Source organism: Streptomyces sp. NPDC051214 (assembly GCF_040682375.1).
Taxonomy (GTDB): Bacteria; Actinomycetota; Actinomycetes; order Streptomycetales; family Streptomycetaceae; genus Streptomyces.
This window is the reverse complement of sequence record NZ_JBFBAT010000011.1, coordinates 1-19,502: the sequence shown is the minus strand read 5'-3', so window position 1 is coordinate 19,502 and position 19,502 is coordinate 1. Positions and strand designations below refer to the sequence as shown.

The following is a 19,502-nucleotide window of genomic DNA, read 5'->3' as shown; positions in this document are numbered from 1 at the left end:
CTGCGGGGTCAGCTCAGAATGCCGCGGCCGTACGCCGTCGCGACGGCCGCGGCCCGGTCGTTGACGCCCAACTTGCCGTAGATGTGCGTGAGATGCGTCTTGACCGTGGCCTCACTGATGAAGAGTTCCGCGGCGATCGCACGGTTCGACGTGCCCTTGGCGACGAGCGCGAGCACCTCCCGTTCCCGGGTGCTCAGCGCTTCGTTGCCGGGGGCACGCACGCGGGAGACGAGCCGGGAGGCGACCGCGGGCGACAGGACGGTGCGGCCCTGCGCCGCCGCGCGGACCGCGGTGAACAGGTCGTCGCGGGGCGCGTCCTTGAGGAGGTAGCCCGTCGCGCCCGCCTCGATCGCGGGCAGGGTGTCCGAGTCCGTGTCGTACGTGGTGAGGACCAGGACCCGCGCGCGGGAACCGCGCCGCTGGAGCTCGGTGATCGCGTCGACGCCGTTGCCGCCGGGCATGCGCAGGTCCATCAGGACGACGTCCGGGTCCAGGCGCTCCGCCAGGGCGACGGCCTCGACACCGTCGGCGGCCTCGCCGAGCACCTCGAAGCAGGGGTCCGAGCGGAACATGCCGCGCAGACCGTCCCGTACGACGGGATGGTCGTCGACGATGAGCAGAGTGATCGGGTCAGCCATGGCGGACCAACGGTACGCGAGCCGACAGCGCGGTCCCGTGCCCCGGCTCCGATTCGACGGTGAACGAGCCCGCGACCCTTTCGGCGCGCACCCGCATGCCGTCGAGGCCGAAGCCGCCGGAACCGGTGCGCTGGACCAGGGCGAGCGGGTCGAAGCCGCGGCCGTCGTCCCGTACGTCCAGGGCGACTTCGTCGTCCATGTACGAGAGGGTGACGCCAAGGCGGGTGGCCGCCGCGTGCCGGGATGCGTTGGACAGGGCCTCCTGGACGATCCGCAGGAGCGTCGCCTCGATCTCCTCGTGCAACGGCTCCGCGGTGCCGGTGACCGTGAGCTCGGCCCGGACGCCGGTACGTTCGGACCACTCCACGACCGTCTTCTTCAGCGCCTCGGGGAGCACGTCGTGCTCCAGGGCCGTCGGGGAGAGGTTGTGGACGGAGCGGCGGGCCTCGCCGAGGCTGTGCCGGGCCAACTGCGCCGCACGGTCCAGGTGTTCGCGGGCCAGGGCCTCGTCGGACGCGGTCGCGACGACCTGGAGCTGGGCGATGATGCCGGTCAGTCCCTGCGCGATGGTGTCGTGGATCTCCGCGGCGAGCCTGCGCCGCTCGTCCGCGACGCCTGCTTCCCGCGCCTGGACCAGGAGTTGGGCGTGCAGGGCGGCGTTCTCGTCCATGGCCTGCTGGAGAGCGTTGTTGGTGTGTTCCAGTTCGTCGATGGTGGCGGCCGCGTCGCGGGCCCGCTGGTCCTCCTGCGTCGCGAAGTGGGCGAAGACGGCGAGCAGCGCGACGTTCACCGCGAGCAGCCCGCCGAAGACGCCCCAGCCGAGCTCGCCGTCCGGCGGGAGGCCACCGGACTGGGAGCCCGACATGGTGACGGCGGTGAGGAACAGGCCGGGCTTGACCAGGCGCGCGGGGAGCAGCCGCTCGGAGTCGAAGTACGCGACGACGGCGTAGAACGCGAAGAACGGGTTGATCCAGGTGAGGACGAAGGCGATCGCCCAGCGCAGGGCGTAGTAGCCGATGCCCGCGGGTGAGGGGCCGGGGCGGGCGGCGGCCAGCGCGCCCCATCCGAGCTGGAGCGCGAGGCCGGCGCCGACCAGGGCCCCGGCCGTGTACCAGTCGCCGCGCGTCATGCCGACGACGCCGCTCGTGCAGAGGGACATGACCACGCCGAAGCCCAACAGGGCATAGGGGCCCCAGCGGTGGAACAAGCCCCACCGCTGCTCGATCCTCCGCGTGGCGTCCGCCGTGCTCGTGCTCACCGCCCCAGTGTCCTCGACAACTCCCCTCACTCCCACCGGAACCAGCGTGAGGCACCGGCCGTCAGGGCCACCGTCCACAGCGCGAGGACGCCCAGGTGGACCCAGCCGGGCCAGTCGCCAGCGGCGGCCTCGCCGAGCGCCTGGGATGCGGCGCCGAGCGGGGTGATCTCCACGATGCGGGCGAGCGCGTCCGGCATGGCCTGCACCGGCAGCCAGACGCCCGCGCTGAACATCATCGGGAAGAAGACGGCGGAGCCGATCGCGGTCGCCGCCTTCGTCGTACGGGAGATCGCGGAGACCATGGCGCCGAGCGCGAGCCCGCACAGGACGGCGAGGAGCAGCGCGACCACGTAACCGAAGGCCTGGCCCGGCAGGGCCACGTCGAAGGCCAGGCGGCCCACGGCCAGGGAGAGCAGGGCCGAGACGAGCGCGGCGGCACCGTGGATGCCCATCTGCGCGCCGAGCACGGCGGAAGGGCGGACCGGCGTCGCCGACATGCGGCGCAGGATGCCGCGTTCGCGGTAGCCGGTGAGGAGCGGCGGCATGGCCTGCAGGCCCGCCATGATCAGCGAGAGCAGCACCGTCACGGGGACGTACACGTCGATCGTCCGGAGCCCGCCGAGGGAGTCCGTCGCTTCCCGGAAGGAGGGGATCGAGCCGAGGATCAGCAGGAGGACCGTGGGGAAGGCCATGATCCAGAAGAGGGAGCCGGGCTCGCGGCGGAAGATCCTGAACTCGGCCTTGAGCACGGCGGCCGAAGCCCTGTTCTTGTCCGTGCCCCGGTTCGCGGGGGCCCGGGGTGCGGTGACGGCGGTGCTCATGCCGATGCTCCCGTGAGGTCGAGGAACGCGTCATCCAATGTGGCGTCGGCGACCCGGAGTTGGTGGGCGGTGATGTGGTGCCTGGCGAGCAGCGTGATGGCGGCGTCGACGGTCGCGTCGGTGCCGTTGAGGGTGTAGCGGCCGTCGCGCTGGCCGACGGAGACCACCTGGGGCAGCGCGGCGAGCTCCCGCTCGTCGAGCGGCGCGGACGGCGTGAAGGACATGACGGTGGACCCCGCGGCCCGGCTGATGAGGCCCGCGGGGCTGTCGAGCGCGGCGATCCGCCCCTGGTCGATGACCGCGATGCGGTCGCAGAGGCGCTGGGCCTCCTCCATGAAGTGGGTGACGAGCAGGACGGTGACACCGCTGTCGCGCACCTCCTCGATGAGCTGCCAGGTGTCGCGGCGGGCACGCGGATCGAGGCCGGTGGTCAGCTCGTCGAGCACGACGACCCTCGGGTTCCCGATCAGGGCGAGCGCGATGAACAGGCGCTGCTTCTGGCCGCCGGAGAGCTTGCCGAAGCGGCTGTCCAGCTTGTCGGTCAGGCGCAGGCGTTCGGCGAGGGGGCGCCAGTCGGCGGGGTCCGGGTAGAACGCCGCGTACAGTTCGAGCGCCTCGCGCACGGTGAGCTTCGCCTGCAGCTCGCTCTCCTGGAGCTGGGCGCCGAGGATCTGCGTGACGCGGTCGTGGTCGGCGACAGGGTCGAGTCCGGCGACGCGGACGGTTCCGGTGTCGGGTACGCGCAGCCCCTCGACGCATTCCACGGTGGTGGTCTTGCCGGCGCCGTTGGGTCCGAGGACGCCGAAGATCTCGCCCTCCTCGACGGCGAAGGAGACGCCGTCGACGACGGGGCGTCCGCCGTAGGCCTTGCGCAGGTCGTGCACTTCGATGATGGGCATGGGTCGAGCCTCGCCGGTGGGCGGGGCGGGGGCATCGCCCATCGCGCTCGAAGGGGCATCAGCCGATCGGTTGACGGAGGGCTACGACTCCGCTGGCGCGGCCCGGTCTCGAGGCGGGCGCGGCCCGAACACGATGCGGGCGCGGCCCGGTCCTAGGACCAGCGGATGACCATGGACGGGCCAAAACTCGGTGGGCTCTGTCAGTGGCCATCCGTAGGCTCGCTCCTGATGCCGAAACCAGATGCACCGACCAAGGACTCAGCCGATCCAGCGGGCAAAAAGTCCGCCGTACGGACGCTGCTGCGCCTGTGGCCTTACGTCCGCCCGGTCCGAACCCGCCTGTTCGGCGCGGCACTTGTCGCCGTCGTCGCGTCCTGTACGGGGCTGGTCTTCCCCCTCGTCCTGAAGTGGCTCGTGGACGGCCCGGTCGCGGACCGGGACCTCGCCGGGGTGTGGCTCGGGGCGCTGCTCCTGCTGCTGCTCGGTGTCGCGGAGGCGCTGCTCTTCGGTCTGCGGCGGTGGCTGGTGGCGCGGCCGCTCGCCTCGGTGGAGGCGTCGATGCGGGCGGATCTCTACCGCCATCTGCAGCGGCTCCCGGTGGCGTTCCACGACCGCTGGGCCTCGGGCCAGTTGCTGTCGCGCGGCACCACGGACCTGATGCTCCTTCGGATGTTCCTGGCCTTCCCACTGACGTTCCTGGTCGTGAACGGGGCGACGATCGTGGTCGGCATGGCGATCCTGCTGGCGCAGGACTGGGCGCTCGGCCTCGTGCTGCTGACCCCGCTGGTGCCGCTGATGATCGTCGGCGCGTACTTCGAGAGCCGGTACATGGCCGTGGCCCGGCGGGCGCAGGACCAGGTCGGCGATCTGACCACGGTCGTCGAGGAGAGCGTGCTCGGCATCCGCATCATCAAGGGCTTCGGCCGCCACCGCAGTCAGGCGCGGGCGTTCCACGAGCTGTCACACACGCTGCGGGGCACGGAACTCGGCAAGGCGCGGCTGATGGCCGCGATCAACGCGGTGATCGTGACGCTGCCGGAGATCGCGATCGGTGCGGCGCTCGTCCTGGGGACGGTGCAGGTGGCGGACGGCGGCCTGTCCACGGGCACGCTGGTCGCGTTCCTCTCGACGGCGCTCGCGCTGCGGTGGCCGGTGGAGTCGATCGGGTTCCTGCTCGCGATGAGCCAGGAGTCGGCGACGGCCACGGAGCGGTACTTCGAGGTGATGGACGCGGAGCCGGAGTCCTCCACGGAGGCAGGCCACCCTGCCGCGGGTGGCTCCGCCGCGAGCGGACTGCGTTTCCACGGCGTGGAGTTCCGTTACCCGGACGCGCCTGCCGGGGCGCCGCCCGCGCTCGACCGGATCGACCTGCACGTGCGCCCCGGCGAGACGCTCGCGCTCGTCGGGGCGACGGGCAGCGGCAAGACGACGCTGACGGCGCTGGTGCCGCGGCTGCACGAGGTGAGCGGGGGCCGCATCACGCTGGACGGCGAGGACATCGCGGAGATGGACCGCGAGCGGCTGCGCACGCTGGTGGCCGTCGCCTTCGAGGAGCCGACGCTGTTCTCCGCGACGGTGGGCGAGAACGTCCTGATGGGGGCCGCGGAGGGGGCGGGCGACGCGGAGTTGCACCGCGCCCTCGACGTCGCCCAGGCCGACTTCGCCCACGCCCTGCCGCAGGGCACCGCCACTCAGGTCGGCGAGCAGGGCCTGAGCCTCTCCGGCGGTCAGCGCCAACGCCTGGCCCTGGCCCGCGCGGTGGTGGGCCGCCCCCGCTTCCTGGTCCTTGACGACCCGCTCTCGGCTCTGGACGTCCACACGGAAGCCCTGGTGGAAGCGGCCCTGCGCCGCGTCCTGCGCGACACGACGGCCCTGGTGGTGGCCCACCGCCCCTCCACGGTGCTCCTGGCCGACCGGGTAGCCCTGCTCTCCGCAGGCAGGATCACCGCGGTGGGCACCCACCAGGAACTCCTCCGCGGCAACGCGGAGTACGCGTGGCTGATGTCGGGGGCGGGTGGCGCTCCCGCGACGGGGGAAGCGGAGCCGACGCCTGCGGGCGCGAAGGCCGGGACAGACGCGGGACGCGCGTCCGCGGCCGCCGGCGACCCGACAGCGTCCGGCGCCGCGCCCGCAGCTGCCGACGGCCGGGCAGAGGCGGACTCCTCGTCCGCGACCCCGGGTGTCCGGGCAGAGGCGGACCCCGCGTCCGCGGAAGGTGAGGTCGCACGATGACCGCTTCGACACCGGCCTCACGGACGGCGGCCCCGGGCCAGACCCCCGACCTTGACCCCGGCGAGCAGGTGACCGAGCAGGCTGCCGCAGGTGGCGGAGCCGTCGATGACTTCGATCGGGACGCTCTTCCCGCGCCGGCGGGTGCCACCTCCGCCCTGTTGCGGTCCCTGCTCTCGCGCCTTCGGTGGCGCGTCGTCCTCGCGGCCGTGCTGCTGCTCCTCCAGCAGGCCGCCGTGCAGGGCGGGCCGCTGCTCGTCGCGTACGCCATCGACAGCGGCGTACCGGCAGTCCGTGCGGACGACTACGGGCCCCTCGTCGCCATCGGCATCGGATATCTGCTGTGCGCGGCCGCCTCCGGCGGCTTCCAGTACGCGTTCATCGTCGCCTCCGCCCGCGTCAACCAGGACGTGCTGCTCGACCTGCGCGGACGCATCTTCCGGCACGCGCAGGCCCTCAGCGTGGACTTCCACGAGCGGTACACCTCGGGGCGGCTCATCTCCCGGTCCACCACCGACGTGGAATCCCTGCGGGAACTCCTCAGCGAAGGGCTGCAGGAGCTGATCACCGTCATCCTGTCCTTCGTCTACATCTCGGCGATGCTGCTCTGGCTCGACCTGAGCCTCGGCGCCATGGCCGTGGCGTCCTTCGTGCCGCTCTACCTCCTCGTACGCCGCTATCAGCGCCGCGCGGGCCCCCTCTTCGGGGAGCGGTCCACGGCGATCGCCTCCGTCATCGTGAAGTTCGCCGAGACGATGAACGGCATCCGCCCGGTCCGCGCGTTCCGCCGCGAGCGCGCCAACGAGGCGGAGTTCGGTGTGCTGAACCGGCACCACGAGCGGGCCAACGGCGACGCCATGCTGGAGATGGCCCGCTATGTGGTCGGCTCCCGGCTCGTCGCCAACACCGCCGTCGCCGGCATCGTCCTGTGGGGCGCCTACCGCGTCACCGACGGCACCCTCGCGCTCGGCGTCCTCGCCGCCGCCGTGCTGTACCTGCGGCGCCTGTACGACCCGATCGACCGGCTCGGGATGTTCCTGAACTCCTACCAGTCGGCCGCCGCGTCCCTCGAGAAGGTCGCCGGGCTGCTCGCCCAGACCCCGTCCGTGCCCGAGCCGCACCCGGACCACGCCCGTCCACTGCCCGCCCTCGCCTCCGAACACCCGGGCCGCGAGGTCGACTTCGACGGCGTACGGTTCGCCTACCGGACCGGCGGCGAGGTCCTGCCCCGCTTCGACCTGACGCTGCCCGCCGGGCAGACCGTCGCCGTCGTCGGCTCCACCGGCGCGGGCAAGTCGACGCTCGCCAAGCTGCTCGCCCGCTTCTACGACCCGACGGACGGCCGGGTCCTGCTCGACGGCGTCGACCTGCGCGACCTCGCCAACGCCGAGCTGCGGCGCGGCGTGGTGATGGTGACGCAGGAGGCCTTCCTCTTCTCCGGAACCGTCGCCGAGAACATCGCCATCGGCCGCCCCGACGCCACCCGCGAGGAGATCGAGCAGGCGGCGAAGGCCATCGGCGCGCACGACTTCATCGCGTCCCTGCCCGACGGCTACGACACCGACGTACGCAAGAGGGGTGGCCGTATCTCCGCGGGTCAGCGCCAGTTGGTGGCCTTCGCGCGGGCGCTGCTCGCCGACCCGGCGGTGCTGATCCTGGACGAGGCGACCAGCTCGCTCGACATCCCGGGCGAGCGGGCCGTGCAGCGCGCCATGCACACGGTGCTTCGCGGGCGGACCGCCGTGGTGATCGCCCACCGGCTCTCCACGGTGGAGATCGCCGACCGGGTGCTCGTGATGGAGCACGGGCGCATCGTGGAGGACGGCACCCCGGCCGAGCTCATCGAGGGCAGCGGCTCGTTCGCGGATCTGCACCGGGCGTGGCGGGACAGCGTGGTGGGGTAGCCGAACAGTTCAGGCCGACTCCGGCGCCTCGCAGGGGGGTGCGGAATCAGCCACGCCGCTCCGGCCCGGTGGTGCGGGGCTCTCGTCGAACAATCGGGAGCCCCTCACCTCGGGCGGCCCCTCCGTATATCGAACGTGAGCCACCGGGCAGCGGACCAGTTCCGGCCAACTCTTGACGCACCCCTGACAAACAATGCGCGCCAGTGCCACTCTTCCCCTCGATTCCCAGCGACACCTCGCTCCACCCCGCTCGACCCCTGAATTCCCAGCTCCACGTTCTGCCTTGTTCTGCCCGGACGGCACGACCGCGCCGCCCGGTCCCCCTGGCCGCGTATCCCGCGGCCACGCAGAAGGAGTCCGTGTTGAGAAGCACCTCTCACAGACCTGCCTCCCACAGACGCGCCACCGCCGCGGGCGCCCTGACCGCCGTCGCCGCACTCGTCGCGGTGGCCTTCCAGACGGGCCCGGCATCCGCCGACGACCCCGCGATATCCCAGTCCAAAGCCCCGGCCGCCGCGAAGATAGGCAAGGCCGACCCCGGTTCCCTGCCCGTGAAGCTCACTCCCGCCCAGCGTGCGGCGCTCCTCAAGGACGCCAACGCCACCAAGGCGGAGACGGCCAAGGACCTGGGGCTCGGCGCCAAGGAGAAGCTCGTCGTACGTGACGTCACCAAGGACGGCGACGGCACGACGCACACCCGCTACGAGCGCACGTACGACGGTCTGCCCGTCCTCGGCGGCGACCTGGTGGTCGACGAGGCGAAGTCGGGGAAGACCGAGGGCGTCACCAAGGCCGCGAAGGCGCAGCTCAAGGGCGTCGACACCAGCGCCGAGGTGAAGGCCGCGACCGCCGAGAAGCAGGCGCTCGGCGCGGCGAAGGCCGAGGGGTCGAAGAAGACCGACGCGGACCGCGAGCCGCGCAAGGTCGTCTGGATGGCCGAGGGCGCGCCGACCCTGGCGTACGAGACGGTGGTCGGCGGGCTGCAGCACGACGGCACCCCGAACGAGCTGCACGTCATCACGGACGCCGCCACCGGCAAGAAGCTCTTCCAGTGGCAGGGCATCGAGAACGGCACGGGCAACACCCAGTACAGCGGTCAAGTCACGCTGGGAACGGCGCAGTCGGGGTCCAACTACACCCTGACCGACACCGGTCGCGGCAACCACAAGACGTACAACCTGAACCGCGGCACGTCCGGCACCGGCACGCTCTTCTCGGGCGCCGACGACGTGTGGGGCAACGGCCAGGCGTCCAACCTGGAGACGGCCGGCGCGGACGCCCACTACGGTGCGGCGCTGACCTGGGACTACTACAAGAACGTGCACGGCCGCTCCGGCATCCGGGGTGACGGCGTCGGCGCGTACTCACGGGTCCACTACGGCAACAACTACGTCAACGCGTTCTGGTCCGACGCCTGCTTCTGCATGACGTACGGCGACGGCGCGGGCAACGCCAAGCCCCTGACGTCCATCGACGTGGCGGCCCACGAGATGACGCACGGCGTCACGGCGGCCACCGGCAACATGACGTACAGCGGTGAGTCCGGTGGCCTGAACGAGGCGACGTCCGACATCTTCGCGGCGGCCGTGGAGTTCCACGCCAACAACGCGCAGGACAAGGGCGACTACTACGTCGGCGAGAAGATCGACATCAACGGCGACGGCACGCCGCTGCGCTACATGGACAAGCCCTCCAAGGACGGCGGGTCCAAGGACTCCTGGTACTCGGGCATCGGCAACATCGACGTCCACTACTCGTCCGGTGTCGCCAACCACTTCTACTACCTCCTGAGCGAGGGCAGCGGCGCCAAGGTGATCAACGGCGTCTCGTACGACTCGCCCACCTCCGACGGCCTGCCCGTGACCGGAATTGGTCGTGACAAGGCGTCGCTCATCTGGTTCAAGGCGCTGACGACGAAGTTCACCACGACCACCAACTACGCGGCGGCCCGCACCGGGACCCTCGCGGTGGCCGGTGAGCTGTACGGCACCAGCAGCGCCGAGTACGCGGCGGTGGCCCACGCGTGGGCCGGCGTCAACGTCGGCGCGCGTCCCGGCGGCGGCGGTGGCACCGACTTCGAGAACACCACCGACGTCGCCATTCCGGACCGCGGCGCGGCCGTCACCTCGTCCATCAACGTCACCGGCCGCACGGGCAACGCTCCCGCCGCCCTCAAGGTCGGCGTCGACATCGTGCACACCTGGCGCGGTGACCTGGTCGTCGACCTGGTGGCCCCGGACGGCTCGACGTACCGCCTGAAGAACTCGAGTTCGTCGGACTCCGCCGACAACATCCAGGAGACCTACACGGTCAACGCCTCGTCCGAGGTGGCCAACGGCACCTGGAAGCTGAAGGTCCAGGACGTGGCCGCGCAGGACGTCGGCCGCATCAACAGCTGGAAGCTGACGTTCCCGTAAACCGGTAGGTACACACACCGACGTGCGCCGCTCCGGGTGGACCGACTCCCCGGAGCGGCGCAGCCATGTGTACCGGCGTGTGCGGGCCACCCGCGCAACTCGCCGTTCGCATTGCGTACATGGACCATCGCTCAACGGACGATTTCCGGCCAACCTGCGGTCAGGTACCTGACATGCACCTGGCCCAACTGACACTCTTCCCTCGCACGACACAACAGAACATCTGTACACCCGCACCGCATCTTTCAGCCCGGCCGGCTCCCCAACGCCGTCCGGGCCCCCCACAGAAGGAGCATGCGTGACCCCCCACATATCCCGGAAGCGCTCCACGCTGGCCATCGCCACCGCCGTGGCCGCCGGAGCACTCCTCGCCGGCGGTCTGACCACCGGAGCCTCCGCGCAGCCCGACCGGGCCGCGGCCTCTTCTGGCGCGCCCGTCGCGCTCTCCTCCACCGCCCGCGCCGGCCTGCTGCAGGACGCGAACGCGGACAAGGCGGCCACCGCCGAGAAGATCGGCCTGGGCGCCAAGGAGAAGCTCGTCGTCAGAGATGTCGTCAAGGACCGTGACGGCACCACGCACACCCGTTACGAGCGCACCTACGACGGTCTGCCCGTCCTCGGCGGCGACCTGGTCGTCCACACCGCCAAGAGCGGCTCGGTCAAGAGCGTGACCAAGGCGGCCAAGGCCACCATCAAGGTCGCGTCCACCTCCGCGAAGGTCGGCGCCAAGTCGGCGGCGAAGTCCGCCGAGTCGACCGCGGCGAAGTCGGGCGACACCAAGAAGGCCGACGCGCAGGCCCCGCGCAAGGTCGTCTGGTCCGCGTCCGGCAAGCCGGTCCTCGCCCACGAGACGGTCGTCACCGGCGTCCAGAAGGACGGCACGCCCAGCAAGCTGCACGTCATCACCGACGCGGCCACGGGCAAGAAGCTCTTCCAGTACCAGGCCATCGAGAACGGCGCGGGCCACAGCCAGTACAGCGGCGACGTCGAGGTCGGCTCCAAGAAGGGTTCGAGCGGCTTCGACCTGATCGACGAGGCGCGCGGCGGCCACGCGACGTACGACCTGGCCCACGGCCAGAGCGGCGAGGGCAAGCTCGTCACGGACGACGACGACACCTGGGGCACCGGAAAGCCGGACGACGCCCAGACCGCCGCCGTCGACGCCGCCTACGGGGCCCAGTTGACCTGGGACTACTACAAGGGCGTGCACGGCCGTGAGGGCATCAAGGGCGACGGCAAGGGCGCGACCTCGCGTGTCCACTACGGCAACGCGTACGTCAACGCGTTCTGGGACGACAGCTGCTTCTGCATGACGTACGGCGACGGCGAGGGCGACAAGAAGCCGCTCACGTCGATGGACGTCGCGGCGCACGAGATGACGCACGGCGTCACGGCGGCGACCGCCAACATGGAGTACAGCGGTGAGTCGGGCGGCCTGAACGAGGCCACCTCCGACATCTTCGCGGCCGCGGTCGAGTTCAACGCCAAGAACGCCGAGGACGTGCCCGACTACATGGTCGGCGAGAAGATCGACATCAACGGCGACGGATCGCCGCTCCGCTACATGGACAAGCCCTCCAAGGACGGCAGCTCCCTGGACAACTGGAGCGCGGACGCGGGCAACGTGGACGTCCACTACTCCTCGGGCATCGCCAACCACTTCTTCTACCTGCTGTCCGAGGGCAGCGGCGCGAAGGAGATCAACGGCGTCAAGTACGACTCCCCGACGGCCGACGGCTCCAAGGTCGAGGGCATCGGGCGCGACAAGGCCGAGAAGATCTGGTTCAAGGCCCTGACGACGTACTTCACGACGACGACGGACTACAAGGCGGCCCGCGAGGGCACCTTGAAGGCGGCGACGGACCTGTACGGCGCCGACTCCGCCGAGGCCAAGGGCGTGGCGGCGGCCTGGACGGGCGTGAACGTCAAGTAGCACCCCTGGCGCCGGGCGGGCTGATTTGTCAGCCCGCCCGGCGTTTGGGCCGCCCTACCGCAGCAGCACCCCCGCGGCCTCCCCCGTCCCCTCCGAGGGCACCGCGACAAGACCCAACTCGGCGCCGCTCGCAAGGAGTCGGTGGGCCGGAAGGATCCGCACCGTGTAGCCGAACGGCCCCGTGCGGTCCAGGGACAGCGGGCCCTCGTAGAGGCGGCGGCCCTCCGCGTCGGGCCCGCCCACCGGCTTCAGCGGAACCGGGCTCGCCTCGGCGATGACGTCCTCGGGATCGACGCGGCCCGCGATCGTCTGCACCTCCACGTCGTCCGGGGTCAGATCGCCCAGATGCACGCGGACCCGCAACGAGAGCGTGGCCCCCAGCTCGGCGGTGGCCCCCGTCGCCGAGGCCTCGACGTGATCGACGACGACCCGCGGCCAGGCGGCACGCACCCGCGCCTTCCAGTCGGCGAGATCCGCCGCCGCGTCCGCGCCCAGCGTGCGATGCGCCCGCGCGGCGGGGACGTACAGCAGCTCCACGTAGTCCCGCACCATCCGCCCGGCGAGCACCTTCGGCCCGAGCCGGGTCAGCGTCCGGCGCACCATCTCGATCCACCGGTCCGGCAGGCCACCGGGCCCCTGCTCGTAGAAGCGGGGCGTGATCCTGCGCTCCAGGAGGTCGTACAGCGCCGCGGCCTCCAGATCGTCCCGCCGATCGTCGTCCGTCGCCGCCCCGTCCGCCGTGGGGATCGCCCAGCCGAAGTCCGGCTCGAACCACTCGTCCCACCAGCCGTCGAGGACCGACAGGTTGAGGCAGCCGTTCAGGGCGGCCTTCATCCCGCTGGTCCCGCACGCCTCAAGGGGACGGAGGGGGTTGTTCAGCCAGACGTCGCACCCCGGATACAGCTTCTGCGCCATCGCCATGCCGTAGTCGGGCAGGAACACGATCCGCTGGCGGACCCGCGGGTCGTCCGTGAAGCGCACCAGCTCCTGGATGAGCCGCTTGCCCCCGTCGTCCGCCGGGTGCGCCTTGCCCGCCACCACGATCTGGATCGGCCGTTCCGGATGGGTGAGCAGCTCCATCAGCCGGTCGCGGTCCCGCAGCATCAGCGTCAGGCGTTTGTACGAGGGGACGCGGCGCGCGAAGCCGATGGTCAGGACGTCCGGGTCGAGCACGTCGTCGATCCACCCCAACTCCGCGCTAGCCGCGCCCCGTTGACGCCAGGACGCGTAGAGCCGCTGCCTGACCTCGGTGACCAGCTGGCCGCGCAGCTCGCGCCGCAGCTCCCAGATGTCCGCGTCCTGGATCTCGGCGACCGCGTCCCACCGGTCGGAGCCGCCCACCGACAGCGCGTCCTCCGTGCGCTGCGCGCCGATCTGCCGGGCGCCGAGGCGGAACACCTCGGGAGCGACCCAGGTCGGGGCGTGCACGCCGTTCGTGACGGAGGCGATCGGCACCTCCTCGGCGTCGAATCCCGGCCACAGGCCCGCGAACATCTCGCGGCTCACCTTGCCGTGCAGGGTGGAGACGCCGTTGGCGCGGCGCCCGAGCCGCAGGCCCATCACCGCCATGTTGAAGAGGTTGGGCTCACCGCCGGGATACGTCTCCATGCCGAGGCGCAGTATCCGCTCGACGTCGATGCGGGGCAGTTCGGCGTCCGGGCCGAAGTGCCGGGCCACCAGCTCACGGTCGAAGCGGTCGATCCCGGCGGGTACGGGCGTGTGGGTGGTGAAGACGGTCCCGGCGCGCACGGCTTCCAGCGACGCGTCGAACTCCACGCCCTCCCGGGCCAGTTCGTGGATGCGCTCGAGTCCGAGGAAGCCCGCGTGGCCCTCGTTCGTGTGGAAGACCTCCGGCTCGGCGTGCCCGCTCAGCCGGCAGTACGTCCTGATGGCGCGCACCCCGCCGATGCCGAGCAGCATCTCCTGGAGCAGCCGGTGCTCGCTGCCGCCGCCGTAAAGGCGGTCGGTCACCTCGCGGGCGCCCGCGTCGTTCTCCTCGACGTCCGAGTCGAGCATGAGGAGCGGTACGCGCCCGACGCTCGCCTGCCATACGTGTGCACGCAGCGAACGCCCGCCGGGTAGGGCGATCGCGACCAGGCTCGGGCTCCCGTCCGCCTCGCGCAGGAGGGTGAGCGGCAGCTCGTTCGGGTCGAGCACCGGGTAGGTCTCCTGCTGCCAGCCGTCGCGGGACAGGGACTGGTGGAAGTAGCCGTGCCGGTAGAGAAGACCGACCCCGATGAGCGGGAGCCCGAGGTCGCTCGCCGCCTTCAGGTGGTCGCCCGCGAGGATGCCGAGCCCTCCGGAGTACTGCGGCAGGGCGGCGGTGATGCCGAACTCGGGCGAGAAGTAGGCGACGGCGCGCGGAAGCTCACCCCCGCGCTCGGCGGCCTGCTCCTGATACCAGCGCGCCCCGGTGACGTACTCCCGAAGCCCCTCCGAGACCTCGGCGAGCCGCCGCAGGAAGGCTTCGTCCCCCGCCAGCTGCGCGAGCCGCGCGGGCGACACGCCGCCGAGCAGACGCACGGGGTCACACCCGGACGCGGCCCACTGCTCGGGGTCTATGGCCTTGAACAGATCACGGGTTCCGGTGTGCCAGGACCAGCGCAGATTGCGCGCAAGCTCCGAGAGCGGGGTGAGGGGTTCGGGAAGGGCGGGACGTACGGTGAATCGACGGATGGCCTTCACAGCGACTCCACCTCTGCGGGGGATGCGTTACCTATCGACCTACGCGTAGACGGTAGCGGTGCCCGCCCCTTCGCAACTACGGCGCACGGACGCGCACGGCAGAAGGGGCCGGTGGTCACCCCGTGGCCCCGCACCTGTCGCAGGCATCCCGAATCCGTCCGGAAATCGGCGCAACCCTCACAGCACTCCCACGGCAGGTATGGCCGATTCCCCCACGCCGTGTGGTCTTGTAGGCCCTCACACCGCACGAGAGGCTGCCAAGTGGCGCTCGTGGAGGATACGGGGAATCCGGCACAGACCGCTCCAACTCCGCGAGTCGCATGTCAAGTTGGGGAGGGAAACCAGCGTATGACTCTGTCGCGAACGAAGCGTCTGCGGTGGGCCGGGGCCGTCACCGCCGCCAGCACGGCGGTGGTACTTTCGGCCATCACGCTGCCCGCACACGCCGATCCCGCCGGTCCCCCGCTCGGGGAGATACTCGGCGCCGGTGAGCCCGGTTCCATCAGCGGGAGTTACATCGTCACGCTCAAGGGCGGGACCACCGCCCCGTCGGAGGCGGGCAAGGACCTAGCCGCGCACTACGGGGCGAAGATACGTCACACCTACGGCACCGCGCTCAACGGCTACGCGGTGCGCGCCGGTTCGGCACAGGCCGAGAAACTCGCGGGTGACCCCAGGGTCGCCTCCGTCTTCCAGGACAGCGTCGTGTCCCTGGACGACACCCAGCAGGACCCGCCTTCGTGGGGCCTGGACCGGATCGACCAGAAGAGTCTGCCACTCGACAAGTCCTACACCTCGCCCGCGTCGTCGGGGCAGGGTGTGACGGCGTACGTCATCGACACCGGCATCCGGGCCTCGCACGAGGACTTCGGCGGCCGTGCGAGCAGCGGCTGGGACTTCATCGACGACGACGCCACGGCACAGGACGGCAACGGCCACGGCACGCATGTGTCGGCGACCGTCGCGGGCGAGAGCCACGGTGTCGCCAAGAAGGCGGACGTCGTGGGCGTCCGGGTGCTCGACGACGCGGGGTCGGGGACGACCGCGCAGGTCATCGCGGGCATCGACTGGGTGACGAAGAACGCGAAGAAGCCCGCGGTCGCCAACCTCAGCCTCGGGGGCACGGCCAACGCCCAGTTGGACGCCGCCGTACGCAACTCCATCGCGTCCGGGGTCACTTACACGGTCGCGGCGGGCAACGACGGGCTTCCCGCGTTCCTGTTCTCGCCCGCCCGCGTGAAGGAGGCGATCACGGTCGGCGCGACCGACGTCAAGGACGCCAAGGCGAGCTTCTCCAACTGGGGCGGCAGCCTGGACCTGTTCGCGCCGGGCGTCGGCATCACCTCCGCCTGGAACACGGACGACAGCGCCACGGACACCATCTCGGGCACGTCCATGGCGTCGCCGCACGCGGCGGGCGCGGCGGCGCTCCACCTCGCCGACCACCCGTCGGCGACCCCGGCCGAGGTGAGCAAGGCATTGACCGACCAGGCGGTGCCGGGCAAGGTGACGGGCGTCGGCCTCGGCTCGCCGAACAAGTTGCTGCAGGTCAACAACTCGTAGAGCACGACGCAGCACCCGACCGGCCCCGCCGCACCCGGCGGGGCCGGTTTCGTGTGTGCGGGTGCGGCCTTGCCTCCTGCGCGATCCCGAAGCACCCTCGATAGGACGCCGGTCTTGTTATGGGGCCTTACGCATCAGTAGGCAACAAAGCGCCGGATTGCCCACCCGAAGTTGGTGGGAAGGCTCCCCCGGTACGCACACGGCTCAGTACGGTCAGTCACGACTCGGTACGGCAGTCATGGCTCGGTACGGCAGTCACGGCTCAAGTACGGCCACAAGCGCGGCACGCAGTCGCTGAACCCCTCCAGAACCCCGTATCCGCCCCACTCATGTAACGCGGACAGGAGCGGTAATGCCCTCAACTCGCCCGTCGGCGACGCCCTCGGGAAAAGCCTCGGGAAAGGCCTCCACAAGAGTGCCCACTCCCCCGGCACCACAGCAGGACACGCGGGATCAGCAGCACCCGCCGGACACACAGGATCCGTCCCCCGCCCGGCCCGGCACGCTCACCGGCCGCATACCCGTCCTCGACATCGCGCCACTCGTCCACGGCGGGCGGCGGCCCGCCAAGGCCGTGGTCGGCGAGACCTTCCAGGTCACCGCCACCGTCTTCCGCGAAGGACACGAGGCGGTCGCCGCCAATGTCGTCCTGCGGGACCCGCGGGGGCGCCCCGGGCCATGGACGCCGATGCGCGAGCTGGCCCCCGGCACCGACCGGTGGGGCGCGGACGTCACCCCGGACGCGGAGGGACACTGGACGTACACCGTCGAGGCGTGGGGTGATCCCCTCACCCAGTGGCGCCACCACGCGCACATCAAGATTCCGGCGGGCATCGACACCGAACTCGTCCTGGAGGAAGGCGCCCGCCTGCACGAACGCGCCGCGGCCGCGGCCCCGGCGAGCAGCCGCGCCGTCCTCGGCACCGCCGTCGAGGCCCTGCGCGACACGGCACGCCCCGCCACGGCCCGTCTCGCCGCCGCCCTCACCCCGGAGGTGGACGCGGTCCTCGCCGAGCATCCGCTGCGTGAACTCGTCACGGAATCGGAGCGATTGCCGCTGCTCGTGGAGCGGGAGCGGGCGTTGTTCGGGTCCTGGTACGAGTTCTTCCCGCGCTCGGAGGGCGCCGTCGTGCGCGAGGGTGAGCCGCCGCGGTCGGGCACCTTCCGTACCGCCGCCGAGCGCCTCCCCGCGATCGCCGCGATGGGCTTCGACGTCGTCTACCTGCCGCCCATCCACCCCATCGGCACCACCTTCCGCAAGGGCCCCAACAACTCGCTGTCCCCCGGCCCCCACGATGTGGGCGTGCCCTGGGCCATCGGCTCCCCCGAAGGCGGCCACGACGCCGTCCACCCCGACCTGGGCACCTTGGAGGACTTCGACGCCTTCGTGCGCCGGGCCCGCGACCTGCACCTGGAAGTCGCCCTGGACTTCGCCCTGCAGTGCTCCCCCGACCACCCCTGGGTCGACAAACACCCCGAGTGGTTCCAGCACCGCGCCGACGGCAGCATCGCCTACGCCGAGAACCCCCCGAAGAAGTACCAGGACATCTACCCCCTGGCCTTCGACCGCGACATGCCAGGGCTGATCACCGAGACCGTACGCCTGCTGCGGTTCTGGATGGACCACGGCGTACGCATCTTCCGCGTCGACAACCCGCACACCAAACCCGTCGCCTTCTGGGAGCAGGTCCTGGGCGACATCAACGCCACCGACCCCGACGTCATCTTCCTGGCCGAGGCCTTCACCCGCCCGGCCATGATGCGCACCCTGGCCGCCATCGGATTCCAGCAGTCCTACACCTACTTCACCTGGCGCAATGCCAAGGATGAACTCACTGACTACGCACGTGAATTGGCGGGCGAGACCGCTCACTACCTCCGGCCGAACTTCTTCGTCAACACCCCGGACATCCTGCACGCCTACCTGCAGAACGGCGGCCGGCCGGCCTTCGAGGCCCGCGCGGTGCTCGCCGCGACCCTCGCGCCGACCTGGGGCGTCTACAGCGGATACGAACTCTGCGAGAACACCCCGGCGCGGGCCGGCAGCGAGGAGTATCTGAACTCGGAGAAGTACCAACTGCGCCCGCGCGACTGGGAATCGGCGGAGCGCACCGGCTCCACCATCGCGCCCCTCATCACCACGCTGAACCGCGTACGGCGCTCCAACCCCGCCCTGCGGCAACTGCGTGGCCTGCACTTCCACCCCACGGACCAGGAAGCGGTGATCGCGTACTCGAAGACGGCCGGAGGCAAGGACGGATCGAACACGGTTCTGGTGGTCGTGAACCTCGACGCCCACCACACCCAGGAGGCCACGGTCTCGTTGGACATGCCGGAACTCGGCCTCCACTGGCACGAGTCCGTGCCGGTGCGCGACGAGCTCACCGGCAACACCTATCACTGGGGCAGGGCCAACTACGTGCGGCTCGGTCCGGGCGGCGCGCATGTGCTGCTCGTCGGCCGGGGGCCCGGGGATTTTCCCCCGGATGAGCACAGCGGGCTTCTGCGACCGTCCTCACCGTTGATCGGAGGGTCACCCACACCATGATCATCAACGAGCCCGTCCAGGACACCTTCGAGGACACGCCCGCCAAGGACCGCGACCCCGAGTGGTTCAAGCGCGCGGTCTTCTACGAGGTCCTGGTCCGCTCCTTCCAGGACAGCAACGGCGACGGCATCGGCGACCTCAAGGGCATCACCGCCAAGCTGGACTATCTGCAGTGGCTGGGCGTGGACTGCCTGTGGCTGCCACCGTTCTTCAAGTCGCCGCTGCGGGACGGCGGTTACGACGTGTCGGACTACACGGCGGTCCTCCCGGAGTTCGGCGATCTCGCCGACTTCGTGGAGTTCGTGGACTCCGCGCATCAGCGGGGTATGCGCGTGATCATCGACTTCGTGATGAACCACACCAGCGACCAGCACCCGTGGTTCCAGCAGTCCCGCAGCGACCCCGAAGGACCCTACGGCGACTACTACGTCTGGGCCGACGACGACAAGCAGTACCAGGACGCCCGCATCATCTTCGTCGACACCGAGGTCTCCAACTGGACCTTCGACCCAGTGCGCAAGCAGTACTTCTGGCACCGCTTCTTCTCCCACCAGCCCGACCTCAACTACGAGAACCCGGCCGTCCAGGAAGAGATCATCTCCGCCCT

At 70.8% G+C, this 19,502-nt stretch carries 12 protein-coding genes; 7 read left to right on the top strand and 5 right to left on the bottom strand.

What is annotated here, in order from left to right; genetic code table 11:
- Positions 1-8: 8 nt before the first annotated feature.
- From AB0M70_RS27660 to AB0M70_RS27645, 4 genes are read right to left on the bottom strand one after another with little or no spacing between them, the layout of a single operon-like run.
- Entirely contained in the window at positions 9-638 is a 630-nt protein-coding gene (locus tag AB0M70_RS27660) for a response regulator transcription factor (protein ID WP_365823853.1), read from the bottom strand.
- On the bottom strand, positions 631-1,896 hold the full coding sequence (locus AB0M70_RS27655; RefSeq protein ID WP_365823851.1) for a sensor histidine kinase: 1,266 nt from the start codon (positions 1,894-1,896) through the stop codon (positions 631-633). The genes AB0M70_RS27660 and AB0M70_RS27655 overlap by 8 nt, the downstream gene beginning before the upstream one ends.
- Positions 1,897-1,922: 26 nt before the next feature.
- Positions 1,923-2,717, bottom strand: a complete 795-nt coding sequence (locus AB0M70_RS27650) for an ABC transporter permease (protein WP_365823849.1) — start codon at positions 2,715-2,717, stop codon at positions 1,923-1,925.
- Positions 2,714-3,616, bottom strand: coding sequence for an ABC transporter ATP-binding protein (locus AB0M70_RS27645; protein ID WP_365823847.1), 903 nt, complete (start codon positions 3,614-3,616; stop codon positions 2,714-2,716). The genes AB0M70_RS27650 and AB0M70_RS27645 overlap by 4 nt, the downstream gene beginning before the upstream one ends.
- A gap of 228 nt (positions 3,617-3,844) precedes the next feature.
- Here AB0M70_RS27645 and AB0M70_RS27640 point away from each other — a divergent pair, with 228 nt between their 5' ends.
- The 4 genes from AB0M70_RS27640 to AB0M70_RS27625 all read left to right on the top strand — a co-directional run bounded on the left by AB0M70_RS27640 (position 3,845) and on the right by AB0M70_RS27625 (position 12,099).
- Positions 3,845-5,848, top strand: a complete 2,004-nt coding sequence (locus AB0M70_RS27640; RefSeq protein WP_365823845.1) for an ABC transporter ATP-binding protein — start codon at positions 3,845-3,847, stop codon at positions 5,846-5,848.
- A complete protein-coding gene (locus tag AB0M70_RS27635) occupies positions 5,845-7,749 on the top strand; it encodes an ABC transporter ATP-binding protein (RefSeq protein ID WP_365823843.1) in 1,905 nt (634 codons plus the stop codon). The genes AB0M70_RS27640 and AB0M70_RS27635 overlap by 4 nt, the downstream gene beginning before the upstream one ends.
- Before the next feature lie 362 nt (positions 7,750-8,111).
- Entirely contained in the window at positions 8,112-10,166 is a 2,055-nt protein-coding gene (locus AB0M70_RS27630; protein WP_365823841.1) for a M4 family metallopeptidase, read from the top strand.
- A 298-nt stretch (positions 10,167-10,464) separates the two neighbouring features.
- Positions 10,465-12,099: a M4 family metallopeptidase gene (locus AB0M70_RS27625; protein ID WP_365823839.1), complete on the top strand. Its 1,635-nt coding sequence runs from the start codon at positions 10,465-10,467 to the stop codon at positions 12,097-12,099.
- Between the two features lie 54 nt (positions 12,100-12,153).
- Here AB0M70_RS27625 and glgP read toward each other — a convergent pair whose 3' ends face one another.
- Positions 12,154-14,784: an alpha-glucan family phosphorylase gene (glgP, locus tag AB0M70_RS27620; protein WP_365823837.1), complete on the bottom strand. Its 2,631-nt coding sequence runs from the start codon at positions 14,782-14,784 to the stop codon at positions 12,154-12,156.
- Positions 14,785-15,132: 348 nt separating this feature from the next.
- Between glgP and AB0M70_RS27615 the strand changes: the two genes are divergently transcribed.
- From AB0M70_RS27615 to AB0M70_RS27605, 3 genes are all read left to right on the top strand, one after another.
- A complete protein-coding gene (locus AB0M70_RS27615) occupies positions 15,133-16,347 on the top strand; it encodes a S8 family peptidase (protein ID WP_365823835.1) in 1,215 nt (404 codons plus the stop codon).
- 415 nt (positions 16,348-16,762) lie between these two features.
- A complete protein-coding gene (locus tag AB0M70_RS27610; RefSeq protein WP_365823833.1) occupies positions 16,763-18,895 on the top strand; it encodes an alpha-1,4-glucan--maltose-1-phosphate maltosyltransferase in 2,133 nt (710 codons plus the stop codon).
- On the top strand, positions 18,892-19,502 hold a 611-nt coding region (locus AB0M70_RS27605; protein ID WP_365823831.1), incomplete at its 3' end, for an alpha-amylase family glycosyl hydrolase. The genes AB0M70_RS27610 and AB0M70_RS27605, both read left to right, overlap by 4 nt.

What these genes read in the sequence shown, in the direction of transcription:
- AB0M70_RS27660 (WP_365823853.1), bottom strand. Translation starts at nt 638, where the DNA reads ATGGCTGACCCGATCACTCTGCTCATCGTCGACGACCATCCCGTCGTA.
- AB0M70_RS27650 (WP_365823849.1), bottom strand. Translation starts at nt 2,717, where the DNA reads ATGAGCACCGCCGTCACCGCACCCCGGGCCCCCGCGAACCGGGGCACG.
- AB0M70_RS27645 (WP_365823847.1), bottom strand. Translation starts at nt 3,616, where the DNA reads ATGCCCATCATCGAAGTGCACGACCTGCGCAAGGCCTACGGCGGACGC.
- AB0M70_RS27640 (WP_365823845.1), top strand. Translation starts at nt 3,845, where the DNA reads ATGCCGAAACCAGATGCACCGACCAAGGACTCAGCCGATCCAGCGGGC.
- AB0M70_RS27635 (WP_365823843.1), top strand. Translation starts at nt 5,845, where the DNA reads ATGACCGCTTCGACACCGGCCTCACGGACGGCGGCCCCGGGCCAGACC.
- AB0M70_RS27615 (WP_365823835.1), top strand. Translation starts at nt 15,133, where the DNA reads ATGACTCTGTCGCGAACGAAGCGTCTGCGGTGGGCCGGGGCCGTCACC.